The organism is Nocardia aurantia (assembly GCF_009604425.1).
In the GTDB taxonomy this organism is placed as follows: Bacteria; Actinomycetota; Actinomycetes; order Mycobacteriales; family Mycobacteriaceae; genus Nocardia; species Nocardia aurantia.
This window is the reverse complement of the sequence record NZ_WEGI01000021.1, coordinates 73595-88219: the sequence shown is the minus strand read 5'-3', so window position 1 is coordinate 88219 and position 14625 is coordinate 73595. Positions and strand designations below refer to the sequence as shown.

Genomic DNA, 14625 nt, shown 5'->3' with positions numbered 1-14625 from the left:
TGGGGGCGGATTGTCGGCGGGCGGCGGGGGTTCGTGGTCGTCGCTGAGTCCGACGTTGATGAACAGCAGCATGGTGATGACGCTGACGCCGATCATCAACGGGAGCAGCAGTTGCACGGCGTCGGCGCCTGCCGGGGCTTTCTCCACCGCCGGCCATTGGGCGTGGATGGCGGACATGCCGGTGTAGTGCATGCCGGTGACCGCGACGCCCATGATGAGGGCCGCGCCGAGGGTGGCCGGCACCCCGCGCACGGTCAGGGTGAACCACAGTGCCGCGGTCGCGGCGACCACCGCGATCACCACCGACACGATCACGATCATGGTCGAATACCGCAGTACCGCATCGGATTTCATCGCGTACATGCCCGAGTAGTGCATGGCCGCGACGCCGAGGCCGGTGACCGCGCCGCCGGCCGGCAGTGCCCAGGGAAGGTACTTCCACCGGGTCACGATAGTCAGCCCGCACCAGACCACGACGATCGCGATGACGGCGCTGGCCAGTGTGAGCGGGACGTTGTACCGGATCTGCGCGGCCTCGATCGAGAATCCGAGCATGGCGACGAAGTGCATGACCCAGATGCCGGTGCCACCGATGGAGACGGCGGCCGCGATCAGCCAGCCCTGGGGTTGCGCGACCGAGCGGGCCCGGCGGGCGCACTGCAGGCCCAGCAACGAACCGATGACGGACATGACGTAGGCGATGACCGGAGTCACCAGCCCGTACGTGAAATGGTGGACTTCCATCTCGATAGGACTATTCCCCGGCTTGCTGCCGGACCGGGCAGCCGTGGGCGAGCGGGCCGAGCAGCTTGTTGTTGTCGTAGAAGTGCTCGAGTTCGACGATGCGCAGATCGTCGTCGACCTTGGCGATCGTCATACCGAACAGCTCGACGAGCTCGCCGGTCGGCGCGTGGCCCTTGTATTCGCCCTCGAAGCGGCCCCAGTGCCGCCACTTGAACGTCACGACCGGCGGGCCGGTCAGCACCTCGAGCACCTCCCAGAAGAAGCCGCCGGGCAGCGCCTGGTGGAAGATGTGATGCGAGGACTCGAAGGTCTCGCCGGCGGCCTCGTAGTACGGATTGTCGCCGATCAGGATGTTGTAGCTGCCGATGCGGGCGAACTCCTCGGCATCCTGCCAGGGGCCGCCGTTGACCCGGCCGCGGTAGTGCTCGGCCACCACCGACACCCAGGTGGCGGGGTCCTTCTTGTGCGAGACCTCCATCTCGAAGACCTGCACCAGCTCCTCGACGATCGCCTCCAGCGACCCTGCCTCGTGACCGGTGCTGCGCTGGGCCGGCATCACGGTTTCCGAGAGGTGGTAGTCCGGCGTCTCGTCACGCCACTGCGCGGGTGCGGTGGCGGCCACCACGGCATTGCGTCCTTGCAGATGCAACGGAACCTCAGCTGCGCCGGATTCGATTGTATCAACACTCATTCGACATCTCCTGTTTCCAGTCCAATTGCGGGCCAACAACTTCGGAGGCGCGTTGAAGGTATCAGCGCGCAGGTTCGCTGTCGCGCCGGAAAGCGCCTGCTCTGGGCATCGAATGTGTTGTCCTACATGGCATATACGCGACATGGTGGGATACCGACCGAACTGGGCGACGATCGAATTTAGAGGAGTGACGGTGTGGCTGTACGGATTACCTGTTACCGGCTGGCGCATATGAGCAAGCGATCTGAGCGTGCGGCGCCGCGCGGTTTGTGAATTGCCTTGCACACTAGTTCTTTTCGGATCTCTACGCCAGCGGAATCCGCGGCGCCGTGAACGCCGGGCGCACCGCCCGATCCTGATGTGACACGAGTGGCACGGGCCGGAACGGGCGTACCGGCAATCTCCGGGAAACCCGCGAATGAGCCGGACAGCGCCGAGTACCTTGTCGACCATGGACGACGAAGGACCCAGCCGGACAGCGCTCGTGACCGCCTACGCCCGCGCCTACCACCAGATCGCCGACCGGCCGCGGATTCTCACCGATCCACTGGCGGCACGTCTGCTGGGTGTCACCGCGGACGAGCTGACCGCATTGGGCCGGCCCGCCACGAATCGTCCCGCCGGCGGTGACGTCGCGGAGATCATGCGGCTGGGTGTCGCCGACCGGCCGCGCCGCCTGTTCTTCGCCGCCCGTGCCCGTTTCGCCGAGGACCGGATGGCCGGAGCCGTCGCCGCCGGCGTGCGGCAGGCCGTCATCCTCGGCGCGGGCCTGGACACCTTCGCCTATCGCAACCCGCATCCCGGGCTCCGCGTGTTCGAGGTCGATCATCCCGCCACCCAGGCGTGGAAACGCGAACACCTCGCCGCATCCGGCATCGACCTGCCCGAGCGGTTGACCTTCGTACCGGTCGACTTCGAAACCGACACCCTGGCAACCCGATTGGCGGCCGCCGGATTCAGCCGGACCGATCCGGCGGTATTCGTGTGGCTCGGCGTCGTGTTCTACCTGACCCCGGACGCCGCCCGTGCCACCCTGGAATACATCGCCGGACAACCCGAACCGGTCGAGGTGATCTTCGACTACCTGGCCGACACCGACGAGGATCGTGCCCAGCTGCGGGCACGCGCTCAACGAGCGGAAGCCGTCGGCGAACCCTGGTTCAGCTACTTCACTCCCGGCGACATCGCCGCGCAGCTGCGCACGCTCGGCTTCACCGACCTCGAAGACCACCCGGCCGCGGACCTCGTCGCCGGATACCTCGACGGATCAACGGAATTCGAGAACGAACCGCCCGCGGCACTGCGCCCGGTCCGCATCCTGCGGGCGAGCCGCTGAGGATCTCAGGGACCGGCGACGACACCGGGCTCCTCTCGTGGCACGCCCGAGAACTGGAAGAAGGCATGTGGATTCGGTGTCCGCTCCGGAATCTGCTGGACGACGTCCCAGTGTTCGGTGATGCGCCCGTCGTGTACCCGGAACAGATCCACGGTGGCCATCCCCGCGCCGTGCCCGACGTCGATGTGCGTATGGACCGCGACGTAGTCGCCGTCCGCCAGGACGTGATGGACGGTGACCGTCGCGGTGCGCAGCCATTCGGCGCTCGTCAGATATGCCGCGAACGCCGCGCGGCCGGGCCCGGCGACTCCGGGGTTGTGCGAGCGAAAGTCCTCGTGCAGCAGTTCGAGGAGACCGTCGAGGTCGCCGCTCGAGAAGTGCGCTACCGCCGCTGCCACCAGGTCGCGATTCGTCGTTGTCATACCGTGATCGACGAGCACCGCCGCCGCGACGTCACACGTGTGACGCGCAGGGGTCGTGCTACGTCTCAGGGAATGTGATGGACGACTTCGAATCCCATCGAGAGGCACTGCTTGCCCTCGCACGCTCCATTCTCGGCAACGCGGCCGACGCGCAGGACGTCGTGCAGGAGAGTTGGTTGCGCTGGCACCGGGTGGACAAGGCGACGGTGGAGAACTCGCGAGCGTACCTGCACCGGTTGGTGACTCATCAAGCGATAGACCAACTCCGGCGCGCACGATCGAGACCCGAACCCACCGAGTTGCCCGTCGACCTCGCCGAATCCGACAGCGGCGGCCCGGAACTGGCCGAGGCGGTCGCCGCGGCGGTCCGGGTGCTGCTGGAAACCCTCGACCGGAACGAGCGCGTGGTCTTCCTCCTGCACGAGGTGTTCGGATATTCGCATGCCGAGATCGCCCCTGTCGTCGCGCGTTCGGAACGCGCGGTGCAACAGCTGGCCTATCGTGCGCGGCAACGCATCCGGGCGGGCCGGCGCCGATACCACCCGACCATCGCCGAACACCGCACCACCACCCGCCGATTCCTGCTCGCCACCGAATCCGGTGACCTGCTCACCTACGCGAACTCCTGTGATCGGGCCCATCGGTAACCGAGTGGGGGCCGTCCTCGGCGCGCAGGGTCCGTACCAGCAGCGTGCCACCGGCGACCGCGCCGGGCATGAGGAATACTCCGACGACCGGAACGAGGAACGCGGCGGCCAGTGGCGCGCCGAAACCCCAGACCAGCATCTTGCGGGAACGTAACAGGGTCAGCCGTTCTCGTAGTTCGACGGAGCGGCGTTGCAGGGCGATCGCGGTCAGTTGCTCGGTGAGGAAGAAGCCGGTCACCAGGATCCCGGCCACCGGGATCACGGTCTGCCCCACCACGGGCAGGAAGCCCAGGGCGAAGAGCAGGATGGCCCACAACGCCGTCCGGATCAGGATCCGGAGGCTGTCCCGGGCCGATATCCACAGCTCCCGCCACAGCGGCAGACCGGATTCGGGGGCGGTGCCGTCCGGTGCGACCGAGCGGTCGACCCGCGCCGACAGCACCTCGTAAATGGGCTGGCCGAGCAGCAATGTGATCGCGGTGAAGGCGGGCACGGCCAGCAACAGCAACAGCACGAAGATCGCAATCGTGAGGAAGCCCCGGAACAGGCCCTGCCAGGGGCCGGGCCAGTCGTCGGCGAATGCCGTGGCGGCCGTGGACAAGTCGTAACCCCACGTGATGAGCGCCAGCAGCGTGGCCAGGTACAGAACCAGCGTGAAGATGCCGGGCAGCAGCCCGAGACCGAATTCCCGTTTGTGCCGGATCATCCAGCGCTGGCCGTTCAGCAGATGAGTGAAGCCCACCCCGAAATCCCGCACGGCGCACACCCTACCGGTATTCGGCCGGCCGGCTTCGTTACGCTCCGGGCACGGGCAGGTCGATCGGTGTCGGGCGCGTCCCGAATACGTAGTCCCGGAAGGCTCTGAGGTATTCGTCCAGCTCGCGCTGGTCGGCGAACCTGGTTTCGGTCGGGTCGAACCATTCGTCCGGTGTCGGCCGCCACGCGATCATGTAGTCGAGGGCTTCGCGCACCAGGGCGCCGTAGGTCGGGTCCCTGGCGCAGGTGTCGCGCAGCGCGGTATCGGAGCCCAGTCCGCGGCGTTCCCCGGCGTGGTGCATATCCACCAACGGCCATCGGAGACTTCCGATGTGCGGGATTTCGTCCCACCAGGAGGCCTCGGTGCGCAGGATCCTGCTGCGTCGTACTCGGCGTGAGTCGGCGACGGGTGTCGGGTAGTCGGAGGGTGCGCCCCTGCGGTCGATGTCGTGGGTCGGTCCGGTTGTGAGATTCCTGGGCGGATACCACACTCCGCGCCACACCGGGACGCCGAGGTAGCGACCGCTCACCGGAAGTGGCTCGGCCAGTGAGATGTCGACCGTGATTCGGCGAATGGGTGGCAGCGGATTTGCGGGGATCAGATCCGCCACCATCGACAGGCAATCGGGTACGTCGAACCCGGTCACGCCGACACCCGGCCAGAACCACAGGTCGGGGCTTTCGTGTCGGTCGAATTCGATCCAGTATCGACGCGGCGCGGTCATCCGTGATTCCCTTCCCTCGTGCACAGGTGGAGCGTCGACTCGACGATTCCAGAATCGATCGCGGTCCACCAGCCGATATCGGGCCGCACGTACCTGCTACCGGCGGATCTCGTGGCGGATCACCAGTATCGGTGTTGTTTCCCGTCGGTGTCGGCGATGAAGACGACGGCGTCCACGCCGGGCAGGTCCGCGAGAGTCAATGGGATGTGGCCGCGCACAAGGGGTTCGGTGGGTTCGAGGGTGTGGCGGAGGGCGGCCCGCAGGGCCGGGGCCGGGAACAGGGCGCGGCGGGTGGTCGCCTGTGCGAGTAGGTGGTGGAGGGTGCCGGGGGCGCTGTGGGGCGCGGCGTCGGCGGCCAGGAACAGGTAGCGGTCGCCGAGTGCGGCGGCGACGAGAGCGCCTGCGCTGCACCAGTTCTCGTCGGATCCCGTGGGGCGAGTGTGCTGGAGGTGGACATTGTGCGCGAACACCAGGGTCGGTCCGCGGTGCCGCTCCCGGGCGGTGATCGCGAGCAGGTTGTCGGCCATCATCTCGGCGCGGATCGCCAGCAGACGAGCGATGCGATCGGGGGCGGGGCGCGCCATGGCGGTGTGGTAGCGCAGCAGGCCGACGGCGGTGCGGGCGTGGGCGACGGCGTGGTCGTGGGCGGCCGGATCGGCCGGGCGCAGGACCGGTGTCGCGCGGCGTAGCGCTCCGGCGAGGTCGTCGGCGACCACGCGCAGGGCGCGGGCACGAGGGGAGTCCCGACGGAGGCCGCCGGGTCGAACATCGCTGCCTCGTTCGACCAGTCCCGGTCGTCGCCGAGCAGGGCTTCGAGGTCGTTCGCCGAATCGGGGCGCAGCGGCGCGGGGAGGTGGTCGGCGGCGGCACGGAGAAACCGGCGCGGGCTCGGTGCGGCCGAGTATTCCGTCGGTGCGTCGAAGCCGTGGAATACGATCCGGTCCCGCTGCGGCCGGCCGCGGTTGTAGTCCCGAAGCCAGTGCAGCAGTTCGCGATTGCCGGGTATCGCGCCGAAACCGTGGCTGAATCCGGTCTGCAGCACGGTGTCGATGTCGGTTCCGGCGCCGGCGATGTAGTCGTCGACGGCGGCCGCGGCGAAGAGATCGGTCTCGAGCGCGATGGATCGGTAGCCGTGTTCGGCGAGATGGCGCAGAAGTTCGTTGCGTAGCAACGGGAATGCCTCGATCCCGTGCGTCGGCTCGCCGAGGGCGAGTACGGTCGGCGGTTCGGCGCGGGCCGCGAGCAGGTTGTTCACGGCGCGGGCCGGATCATCGAGCTCGCATGCCATCTCGTGCAGTGGTACGGCAGTGGACATCGGCACCCCTTTCGGAAACGATTGACCCCCTCGACGGTATCGTTGAAAGATCGAGTGAAACTTGCACTGATCCAGCCAGGTTTTTCCCGCTGTAACCCTCAAACGGAGGTTCGACCTGCGACCGATCGACCTCGCCCGTGAGCACGGACTGTCGGCACAGGCGATCCGCAACTACGACGATGCCGGTCTGCTGCCGCCGGCCGAGCGCAGCGCGACCGGATACCGCCGCTACACGCCGCTGCACGCTCAGGCGCTGCGCGCCTTCCTGGCGTTGCGCGCCGGTCACGGATACCGGCCGGCCGTCGAGATCATGCACGCGATCAATCGCGGCGACCTCGAATCCGCTTATCGGCTGGTCGACGCCGCGCATGTCGCGCTGCTCACCGAACGCGAGACGCGCGCCGAGGTCGCCGCGGCGCTCGGCGCGCTGGCCGGCACGGCGCCGCACATCGACGGTCCGCCGCTGACCGTGGGCGAGCTGGCCCGGCGGCTGGGGATGCACCCGGCCACGTTGCGCGCCTGGGAAACCCAGGGCATCCTGCGTCCCGAACGTGACCGGGTGACCGGTTATCGCGAATACGGCCCGGACTGTGTCCGGGACGCCGAGATCGCGCGGCAACTACGCCAGGGTGGCTACCAATTGTCGCAGGTCGCACAGTTTCTCGACTCGCTGCGGACAGCGGGCGGCGCGGACGCGCTCGCGATCTTCCTCGCCTCGTGGCGGGAACGGCTGACCACCCGCAGCCGCGATCTGCTCGCCGGCGCGGCCCAGCTCGATACGTACCTGACCATGCTCGATCGGGTGCGTTGACCGGTACGCGGCTCAGCGCGCGGTGTCGGGGGGCAGGCCGAGGACGTGCTGCGCGATGTGGTTCAGGGCGAATTCGTTGCTGACCGGTCCGGAGCGGGACAGGCGAGCGTCGAGGAACACGTCCAGCCAGCCGTTGCGCTCGTCCCAGGCGTCGGCGCCCAGGGTCTGCACGGCCCGGTCCGCGGCGTCGAAAGCGAGGTCGGCGGCGAGTACCTTGGCCGCGTTGCTGTCCCCGGCGACGGTCTGCGGGTCGGCATGGGCGTCGATGCGAGCGGCGGTGCGGTGCACCAGAAGTCGCGTCGCGGACAGCCGGGCGTGCAGGCCGGCGAGGGGGTGCGCGACGGCCTGATGGGCGCCGATCGGGCGATCGGCGGCGATGGTCCGCCGCCGGGCGCGATCGACGGCCCGGGTGAGGCTGTAGGCGGCGGTGCCCACGCACAGGGCGGCGGTCAGGGTGCGTTCGACGTGGGTGAACGGCCACATCACGGCGGTGCCGCGGCCCTCCTCGCCCACGAGCGCGTCGGCGGGCACGGCGACTTCGTCCAGCGCCAGCTCGAATTGGCGCACCCCCTCGCGGAATCGCATGGGAATCTCGGTGATCGACGCGCCCGGCGCGCGCGGATCCAGCAGGACGCAGGTGTGGCCGGAACCAGTTGCGTCGCGGCCGAACACGAGCACGCGGTCGACCACATCGAGTGCGGACGTGATCCGCTTGACTCCACTGACCGTGAAATGGTCACCGGCACGGCGGATCTCGGTGCGCACACCGAAAAGGTTGTGGCCGCTGTGCTGTTCGGTGGCGGCCATCCCCAGATGAGCCGACCCGTCCGCGATCCGCGGCAGCCAGACCGCACGGAGGTCGGCGGGCCCGGCCTGCGCGACGGCGTGCGCGATCGCGGTGGACAGAACCGGCAGCCACAGCACGATCCCCTCCGCCGCGAACGCCTCGAGCACCAGCGCGAGACCGAGCAGGCCACCTTCGCTGTCGGGCAACGCGAGTCGGGTCCAGCCGTTGTCGCGGAACGCCTGCCACAATTCGGGATGCATCTCGGCGTGTTCGAGCAGGTGCCGGCGCACTTCGGCCGCGCGGTCGGCGAATTCCGCGGCGACCCGCTGTGCGCGGTCGTGTAGCCGGGCGAGATCGGTTGGTAGTTCGAAGTATTCGGTCCGGATCGGTGATACCACAGTCATCGGGCTGCTCCTGGTCGTCCCCACAGTGCGGACAGAGTAACACTCCGGAGTGTTGCTCGGTAGTGGGCGCGGAGCGTTACTCCGGGCTCGGCGCGCGCAGCCGGGCGACACCGTCGCCCTCGCCGACGATCGCACCGTCGGCGTCGACCAACTGGATCCGGAACCGCCCTTCCACCGGGCGGATCGGCGTCGCCGCCGGCGTGCCGGTGAGCCCGGCCACCGCCGCGCCGATGAGATCCTCCGCGAATTCGCTCGCGGAACCGGGCAGCTGCCCGGCCAGCCACTGCTGCGCGATGGCGTGCGCCGGGCCGGTGACGAGCGCGACGACGACGGTCATCGGCAGTGCGCACGCCTCGCCCCGTTCGACGAAAGGCGCCAGCCAGCGCCGATATTCGTCGTTGAGCTCGGCATTCATCTCCCGCAGCCGCACGCCCGCCTCGGTGGACCAGTCGAGCCGCCCCTGCGAGTACACGAACCGCGCCCGCTCGGGATGGTCCTCGATCCAGCGCAGCTGGTGGCGGATCACCCCGCCGACGGCTCCCGTCAGCGACGGCGGATCCGCCGCGAGCACCCGCCGGTACCCCTCCTGAACCGAGGCGATCGAATCCACGTACAGCGCACTGGCGATCGCTTCCTTGGTCCGGAAGTGGTGGAACAGCGCCCCGTTGGACACCCCGCTGCGCTCGCGGATCCGCGCGATCGTGGCGCGCTCGTACCCCTCCTCGGTGAAGCAGGCGAGCGCGGCCTCCAGAACTCGTTCACGGACTCCCACGGCAGACAGAGTAATACTCCGCCCGACAGGGCCGGACGCTTCCGGGCCTTCCCGGGCCGGCATGCGAGCACAGCCGGAGCAGTACCAGCGGGCCGACCAGCAGAGAGGCGGCTGGTCGCGGCCATCCCGCGCCGATGAGCAGGGTCGGTGTCAGCGCGACCGGGAGGCCCGCGGAGGTAACCGATCCGGCGATCACAGTGCGAGTGTGTCTCGCGCCGAAGGCCGGGTGCGTCGGTGTTCGAGCCCGTGCTACGCGGGTGGCCGGGTATCGGTCGACCGGTCGGCACTTGCGGCGAGGCGGGCGGCCAGTTCGCGGGGGCGGCTCAGGGCGGGGGTGTGGCCGGTGTCGATCTCGTCGGGGGTGATGCCCAGGCGTTCGCGGGCGATCCGGCGGAGGTAGGGGGCGGGGAAGAGGCGGTCCTGCCGGCCGAGCAGGACTTCGGTGGGGACGGCGGGCCAGGTGTGCAGGGGCGTGGGTTCGGTCATTCTGGTTTCGGATTGGCGGCGGCCGCGGCGGCGTGCCTCGGCGGCCAGTTCCGGCGGGACGTCCTGGTAGAACAGAGCGACGGGGTCCTCGTAACGGTCGCGGGGTTCGGCGGCGTAGCCGGTGTGGGTCCAGTAGTCGGCGGGGGCCTCGCCGGGGGCGGGGATCATCGGGGCGACCAGGATCAGGCGTCGCACCGGTACCCGATCGCAGACCAGGGGGGCCACGAAGCCGCCGAGGGATTGGGCGACGACGACGGTGTCGGGGTGGTCGCCGATCGCGGCGGCGACGGTGTCCGCGTATTCGGGTAATCCGGCCGAATCGTCGTCGCAGGGGAGGTCGGGGGCGACGGTGTGATGGCCTCGCTCGCGCAGTTCCGCTTCCACCAGATGCCAATACCAGCCGACGTCGCCGGCGCCATGGATCAGAGCGAAGGTGGACATCACAATTCTCCGAGGAATGCGTCGGTTTCCCGGCGGGAACCGAGGCGGACGAATCGCAGATGCGCGTATTCCGGTGCGTGCCGGGCGGTCAGGTAGCGTTCGCGGTTCGCGGTGTGGGTCTGCCAGGCCCAGACGATCACCGATCGTTGCGGGTCGAGAGAAACCATGTTGCGCAGGTCTTCTCGGTTGCCGTTCCACAGTTCGCGCCGGGTCAGCGCGCGGCGCAGGGTCCGGGCGGTGATCTGCCGCATGACCAGCGCGCGCGGCAGATCGAACCATACGACGGTGTCGGCTCGCGACCAGACCAGGTCGCCGAGTTTGCCGAAATAATTGCCGTCGACCACCCAGGTGTCGCCGGTGATGCGGTCGGCTACCGCGGCCCGGAATTCCTTCTCGGACATGGCCTTCCAGCCGGGCCGATGATGGATCGCGTCCAACTCGATGTACGGGACGGCGAGCCGGTCGGCGATGCGTCGGGCCAGGGTGCTCTTGCCCGAACCCGACGTCCCCACCACGGAGATCCGCTGCATACCGGTCACCACGACATTATCCATGCCGGGCGCGATGATCCCTCGAAGATCGTTTCCAGGGCGGCGGTCCGGTGCGGGTGTCCCAGGCCGCCAGGTCCTTTCCCGCGACGAGCCGGATGCCGGCCTGCTCCGCGTAGGCGCGGGCCTGGGCGGTGAACGCGTGCGCGGTGGTGACCACGGCGGCGACGTCGGCGCCGTGGATCGTGTGGGCGGTGCCGCCGAAGCGCTGCACATCCTGGCTGCCGACCGTTCGATCGCTGCGATAGCGCTTGGCCTGCAATACGATTCGACGGCCGTCCGGCGCGGTGGCGATCACGTCGGCGCCGAGATCGCGGGCGCCACCGACGACCCGGACGTCGGTGCAGCCGTCGCGGCGGCACAGTGCGGCGAGCGCGTCCTCGAATTCCCTGGGGGTCAACGCGTTCTGCCGCAGTGCGACGAGTACCCGGGCGTCCTCCCGGGCCCGGGCGCGCAGGCGGTAACCGACTCGGAGGATCACGGCGAGCACGGCCACGGCGAGCAGGCACACCCCGGCGGCTATCAGGACGTGGGCCGCCGCCGCGGCGGCGTGGATCGCGCGCGGGGCCAGCACCAGTGCGGCGGCGCCCGCCATGATCAGTAGCCCGACGGTGTTCGATCCCCGGCGGCCACGTCGCCTGCCCATCCCCGCGTTCCTCTCCGTAGCACATTCGGCGCGCGGCCGACGGTTCCCTCGGTGCGGTCGCGGACGAGATTCGCGTGCGCGCAACCGATGTCCGGCCGCGACGCGACACTATCCCGTCCCCTGCGGGCGCAGGTCACGGCGGTCGTCAGGGCGCGGGACGGGCGAGCAGCGATCCCCAGCGCGGATCCGGTGGTGCCACGCCGGTCGGGCGCAGGCACCACCGCACGGTGACGGCGGCGGAATCGAATACCGGCACACCGGTTTCGGCCTCGACGCGGCCGGTGATGCGGGTGTCGACGTCGTCGGTGTAGGGGGTGAGCATAATTGGCGGTCGGAGTCGTCGTCGAGGGCGATCCGGGTGACCGGGACGCGTGCGGCGTGGACGGTGACATCGACGCGGCCGGCGAGCATCCGATAGGTCATCGGCTCCAGGCGGGTGCTGGAGGACGGCACGATCATGCCGAGGCGGGTCGGCCGCCGCGCGGCGCGCTCACGAGCGCTCCCGGGCGAGTGGGCGGCGGTCCCGGTAGCCGAGGCGGGGAAGGTAGCGGCCCACCGGTCCCGGGTCGTGGAAGCCGTTGTCGTCGAGCACGATCCGGCCCGCGGCGACCACCACCCGCGGCCAGCCGCGCAGCCGCATGCCCTCGAACGGGCTGAAGTCGGTGCCCATGTGCAGGTCCGCGCCGAGGACGATGCGGGTCTCGGTGGGATCGAGGACGACGAGGTCGGCGTCGTACCCCGCGGCGATGACCCCCTTGCCGGGAATGGCGTTGACGCGCGCGGGCGCCGCGGCGAACAGGTCCGCGAAGCGTTGCAGCACCACGGGTTCGGTGCAGGACCCGAGCGCGTCGGTGAGCGCGGTGAACGCGACCGGCAGGCGGGTCTCGACACCGGGCAGGCCGTGCGGCATCAGGCGGATGTCGTCGCGGTGCTCGCGCTTCTGGGTGAGGTCGTAACAGGAGTGGTCGCTCGCGATCGTGTCGACCGCGCCCGCGGCGAATCGGGCACGCAGTGCCGCAACGGTTTCCGGGGAGCGCATCGGCGGGCAGCAGGCGAACCGCTCGGGAATGCGCCCGGTGTAGACGGTGTCGTCGAGCACCAGGTAGTGCGGGCAGGTCTCGGAGTGGACGGCCAGGCCGCGGGCGCGGGCCGCGGTGACCAGATCGACCGCGCCGGGCGTGGACTGGTGCACGAAATACACCGGCGCACCGGCATATTCGGCCATCGCCAGCACCTCCCGGACCGAGGCCTCCTCGGCCAGTTCCGGGCGGGTCCGGTGCAGGTGCTCGATGCCGATCTCGCCGGCGGCGGCACGGGCGTGGGTGCAGTCGACGACGATCGCGTCGTGCTCGGCGTGCACATAGGTGAGGCCGTCGAGCCGGGCCATCTCCCGCATGACCTTCAGCACCGTGTCGTCGTCGGCCATCGTGGTGCCGCGATTGGTCATGTAGAGCTTCACCGACCGGACGCCGAGTGCCGCGAGTCGTTCGAGCTGGTCCGGGACGGTCGGATCCCAGCTGATCACCGCGGCGTGCAGCGCCACGTCGCAGCGTGCCTGCCGGGCGAGCTCCATTTTGTGCTCGACCGCCGCGAGCGGGGTCTCGGCGGCGTCGCGGGGGATGCCGAAATCGAGAATGGTGGTGGTGCCGCCGCGCAACGCGGCGGAGGTGGTGAGCGCGTAGTCGTCGAGAGTGCGGTAGGGGCCGGTGATCTGGGCGACGTGACAGTGTCCGTCGACGCCGCCGGGCAGCACGATCCGGCCGGCGGCGTCGATCACCCGGCCGGCCGCCGGAACCGGTTGCCGGGCATCGACGAGCGCGGTGATGCGGCCGTCGTCGATCACGACATGTGCGGCGGTGGAACGGTTTCCGTTGACGACGAGTCCGTGGGCGACGATCAGATCGGCCATCGGCCGTCCTCTCCGGGTCCGGGGTGCGGGTACGGGTCGCGGTATGTGCCGACGTGGTGCGGGGATCGGTCAACGTTCACAGTGCCACGATCGCCGCGATCGGTGCCTGCCCGGGTGGTGTCTGGTGTTCGGTTCCGCCCGAGACGAAGATGCGCGAATCGCCGGTCTGGCTGGCGATCAGCGCGCCGACGGCGGCGCGGGAGTGCCGCTCGTAGTTGATGTCCGCATCCGAGAGCATGGTGGTCCGCTGCCCGCGCAGCATTCCGCCGACCGGCGCCTCCGCCTTGGCGAACACCGCCGCGATCCGGCCGCGCGCGGATTCGCCCGGCTCGCAGTCGAATTCGAGCCCGGCATCGCGGAGCGCGGCCCGCACCCCGGCGAGGTCGATCGCATCGGACAGCGCGGCGTGGCCGATGCGGAACGGACTGGTGGCCCGCGCGGAGTTGGCGAAGACGATCACCTCACAGGCGGTGAGTTCGCCGCCCGCGGAGGTCGACGCGACGGTCGAGTACAGGGACAGGTCGGTGGCGATCGCGTCGTCGGTCACCGCCGCCGCCGCGACCTCCCCGAGGGCGAGCGCGACGCCGAGGGCGGTGGCGCCGCGCGCGTAGGCCTTCGACCTGTTCGGGTCGGTCGTGACCACCTCGGCGCCCCGGGCGTGGGCGTCCGCGATGCCCGCGGGGGTCAGCAGCGGGCCCTTCACCTGCACATAGTGGACATCCTCGGCGCCGCATCCGAGGTCTGTGAGCGCGCGGCCGACCGCCGCGGCCACCTCCCGGGCCTCCGCGACGCGCCCGACCTCCTCCGGGCGGAAATCGCGGGTTCGCTGCACCGACAGTGCCAGCCGCTTCGTCCCGTCCGGTGCGCCGTCGGGGACGTCCTCGCGGGTGAACACGGTGACGTGCGGTGACAGCACGCCCTCGCAACCGCCGGACCACACGAAGGCGACCCCCTCCTCGACCTCTCGCGCGCTCTGTTTCCGCACCGTCGAGAGGTACTGGGCCAGTATGGTTGTGGCGTAGGCGCGGGTGAAATCGTTGGCGCCGCCGTTGCCCTCGGTCTTGCCGATGGTGGCCACGATCGTGCCCGGGTCGATCTCCCCGGATTCGACCAGGGCCCGCAGTGCCGCCACGTCACCGGGATGGGCCATGGCCAGCCGATGCACACCGATACGCATGAGTGTCC

At 69.7% G+C, this 14625-nt stretch carries 17 protein-coding genes and 1 pseudogene; 3 read left to right on the top strand and 15 right to left on the bottom strand.

Going from position 1 to position 14625, the window contains the following annotated elements:
* Positions 1-744 (bottom strand): MHYT domain-containing protein (locus tag NRB56_RS36170; protein WP_153348867.1); only part of this gene is annotated, 744 nt, incomplete at its 3' end.
* A gap of 10 nt (positions 745-754) precedes the next feature.
* A complete protein-coding gene (locus NRB56_RS36165) occupies positions 755-1435 on the bottom strand; it encodes a nuclear transport factor 2 family protein (protein WP_153348866.1) in 681 nt (226 codons plus the stop codon).
* A gap of 451 nt (positions 1436-1886) precedes the next feature.
* On the opposite strand from NRB56_RS36165, the gene NRB56_RS36160 reads away from it, so the two are divergent.
* Positions 1887-2771 (top strand): class I SAM-dependent methyltransferase, encoded by an 885-nt coding sequence (locus tag NRB56_RS36160; protein ID WP_153348865.1) that lies wholly within the window; start codon positions 1887-1889, stop codon positions 2769-2771.
* Positions 2772-2776: 5 nt separating this feature from the next.
* Here the strand turns inward: NRB56_RS36160 and NRB56_RS36155 are convergent, their stop codons facing one another.
* Positions 2777-3193 (bottom strand): nuclear transport factor 2 family protein, encoded by a 417-nt coding sequence (locus NRB56_RS36155; RefSeq protein ID WP_153348864.1) that lies wholly within the window; start codon positions 3191-3193, stop codon positions 2777-2779.
* Positions 3194-3270: 77 nt separating this feature from the next.
* Between NRB56_RS36155 and NRB56_RS36150 the strand changes: the two genes are divergently transcribed.
* A complete protein-coding gene (locus NRB56_RS36150) occupies positions 3271-3840 on the top strand; it encodes a sigma-70 family RNA polymerase sigma factor (RefSeq protein WP_153348863.1) in 570 nt (189 codons plus the stop codon).
* Here the strand turns inward: NRB56_RS36150 and NRB56_RS36145 are convergent.
* From NRB56_RS36145 to NRB56_RS40635, 4 genes and pseudogenes are all read right to left on the bottom strand, one after another.
* On the bottom strand, positions 3803-4597 hold the full coding sequence (locus NRB56_RS36145; protein WP_319944034.1) for an EI24 domain-containing protein: 795 nt from the start codon (positions 4595-4597) through the stop codon (positions 3803-3805). The two genes, NRB56_RS36150 and NRB56_RS36145, sit on opposite strands and share 38 nt — an antisense overlap.
* Before the next feature lie 37 nt (positions 4598-4634).
* A complete protein-coding gene (locus NRB56_RS36140) occupies positions 4635-5321 on the bottom strand; it encodes a hypothetical protein (protein ID WP_153348862.1) in 687 nt (228 codons plus the stop codon).
* 119 nt (positions 5322-5440) lie between these two features.
* Positions 5441-6037, bottom strand: a complete 597-nt coding sequence (locus NRB56_RS40640; RefSeq protein ID WP_456320186.1) for an erythromycin esterase family protein — start codon at positions 6035-6037, stop codon at positions 5441-5443.
* A 107-nt stretch (positions 6038-6144) separates the two neighbouring features.
* A pseudogene (locus NRB56_RS40635) lies at positions 6145-6609 on the bottom strand (erythromycin esterase family protein); the annotation flags it as partial.
* A gap of 142 nt (positions 6610-6751) precedes the next feature.
* Here NRB56_RS40635 and NRB56_RS36130 point away from each other — a divergent pair.
* Positions 6752-7447 carry a MerR family transcriptional regulator gene (locus tag NRB56_RS36130; RefSeq protein WP_153348861.1) on the top strand — a complete coding sequence of 232 codons (696 nt, stop codon included), beginning with the start codon at positions 6752-6754 and terminating at the stop codon, positions 7445-7447.
* Between the two features lie 12 nt (positions 7448-7459).
* On the opposite strand, the gene NRB56_RS36125 is transcribed toward NRB56_RS36130, so the two are convergent.
* From NRB56_RS36125 to atzD, 8 genes are all read right to left on the bottom strand, one after another.
* Positions 7460-8638, bottom strand: coding sequence for an acyl-CoA dehydrogenase family protein (locus NRB56_RS36125; RefSeq protein ID WP_153348860.1), 1179 nt, complete (start codon positions 8636-8638; stop codon positions 7460-7462).
* 76 nt (positions 8639-8714) lie between these two features.
* On the bottom strand, positions 8715-9410 hold the full coding sequence (locus NRB56_RS36120) for a TetR/AcrR family transcriptional regulator (protein WP_319944033.1): 696 nt from the start codon (positions 9408-9410) through the stop codon (positions 8715-8717).
* Positions 9411-9659: 249 nt separating this feature from the next.
* Positions 9660-10337, bottom strand: coding sequence for an alpha/beta fold hydrolase (locus NRB56_RS36115; RefSeq protein WP_153348858.1), 678 nt, complete (start codon positions 10335-10337; stop codon positions 9660-9662).
* Positions 10337-10867 carry an AAA family ATPase gene (locus NRB56_RS36110; protein WP_153348883.1) on the bottom strand — a complete coding sequence of 177 codons (531 nt, stop codon included), beginning with the start codon at positions 10865-10867 and terminating at the stop codon, positions 10337-10339. The genes NRB56_RS36115 and NRB56_RS36110 overlap by 1 nt, the downstream gene beginning before the upstream one ends.
* Positions 10868-10883: 16 nt before the next feature.
* Positions 10884-11531, bottom strand: a complete 648-nt coding sequence (locus NRB56_RS36105) for a restriction endonuclease (RefSeq protein ID WP_153348857.1) — start codon at positions 11529-11531, stop codon at positions 10884-10886.
* 145 nt (positions 11532-11676) lie between these two features.
* Positions 11677-11853, bottom strand: a complete 177-nt coding sequence (locus tag NRB56_RS39540) for a hypothetical protein (RefSeq protein WP_227838621.1) — start codon at positions 11851-11853, stop codon at positions 11677-11679.
* 168 nt (positions 11854-12021) lie between these two features.
* Positions 12022-13440, bottom strand: a complete 1419-nt coding sequence (locus NRB56_RS36095; protein ID WP_153348856.1) for an amidohydrolase family protein — start codon at positions 13438-13440, stop codon at positions 12022-12024.
* A 76-nt stretch (positions 13441-13516) separates the two neighbouring features.
* Positions 13517-14617, bottom strand: coding sequence for a cyanuric acid amidohydrolase (atzD, locus tag NRB56_RS36090; protein ID WP_153348855.1), 1101 nt, complete (start codon positions 14615-14617; stop codon positions 13517-13519).
* Positions 14618-14625 lie beyond the last annotated feature (8 nt).

What these genes read in the sequence shown, in the direction of transcription:
- NRB56_RS36165 (WP_153348866.1), bottom strand. Translation starts at nt 1,435, where the DNA reads ATGAGTGTTGATACAATCGAATCCGGCGCAGCTGAGGTTCCGTTGCAT.
- NRB56_RS36160 (WP_153348865.1), top strand. Translation starts at nt 1,887, where the DNA reads ATGGACGACGAAGGACCCAGCCGGACAGCGCTCGTGACCGCCTACGCC.
- NRB56_RS36155 (WP_153348864.1), bottom strand. Translation starts at nt 3,193, where the DNA reads ATGACAACGACGAATCGCGACCTGGTGGCAGCGGCGGTAGCGCACTTC.
- NRB56_RS36150 (WP_153348863.1), top strand. Translation starts at nt 3,271, where the DNA reads ATGGACGACTTCGAATCCCATCGAGAGGCACTGCTTGCCCTCGCACGC.
- NRB56_RS36140 (WP_153348862.1), bottom strand. Translation starts at nt 5,321, where the DNA reads ATGACCGCGCCGCGTCGATACTGGATCGAATTCGACCGACACGAAAGC.
- NRB56_RS36125 (WP_153348860.1), bottom strand. Translation starts at nt 8,638, where the DNA reads ATGACTGTGGTATCACCGATCCGGACCGAATACTTCGAACTACCAACC.
- NRB56_RS36115 (WP_153348858.1), bottom strand. Translation starts at nt 10,337, where the DNA reads ATGTCCACCTTCGCTCTGATCCATGGCGCCGGCGACGTCGGCTGGTAT.
- NRB56_RS36110 (WP_153348883.1), bottom strand. Translation starts at nt 10,867, where the DNA reads ATGCAGCGGATCTCCGTGGTGGGGACGTCGGGTTCGGGCAAGAGCACC.
- NRB56_RS36105 (WP_153348857.1), bottom strand. Translation starts at nt 11,531, where the DNA reads ATGGGCAGGCGACGTGGCCGCCGGGGATCGAACACCGTCGGGCTACTG.
- NRB56_RS39540 (WP_227838621.1), bottom strand. Translation starts at nt 11,853, where the DNA reads ATGCTCACCCCCTACACCGACGACGTCGACACCCGCATCACCGGCCGC.
- NRB56_RS36095 (WP_153348856.1), bottom strand. Translation starts at nt 13,440, where the DNA reads ATGGCCGATCTGATCGTCGCCCACGGACTCGTCGTCAACGGAAACCGT.
- atzD (WP_153348855.1), bottom strand. Translation starts at nt 14,617, where the DNA reads ATGCGTATCGGTGTGCATCGGCTGGCCATGGCCCATCCCGGTGACGTG.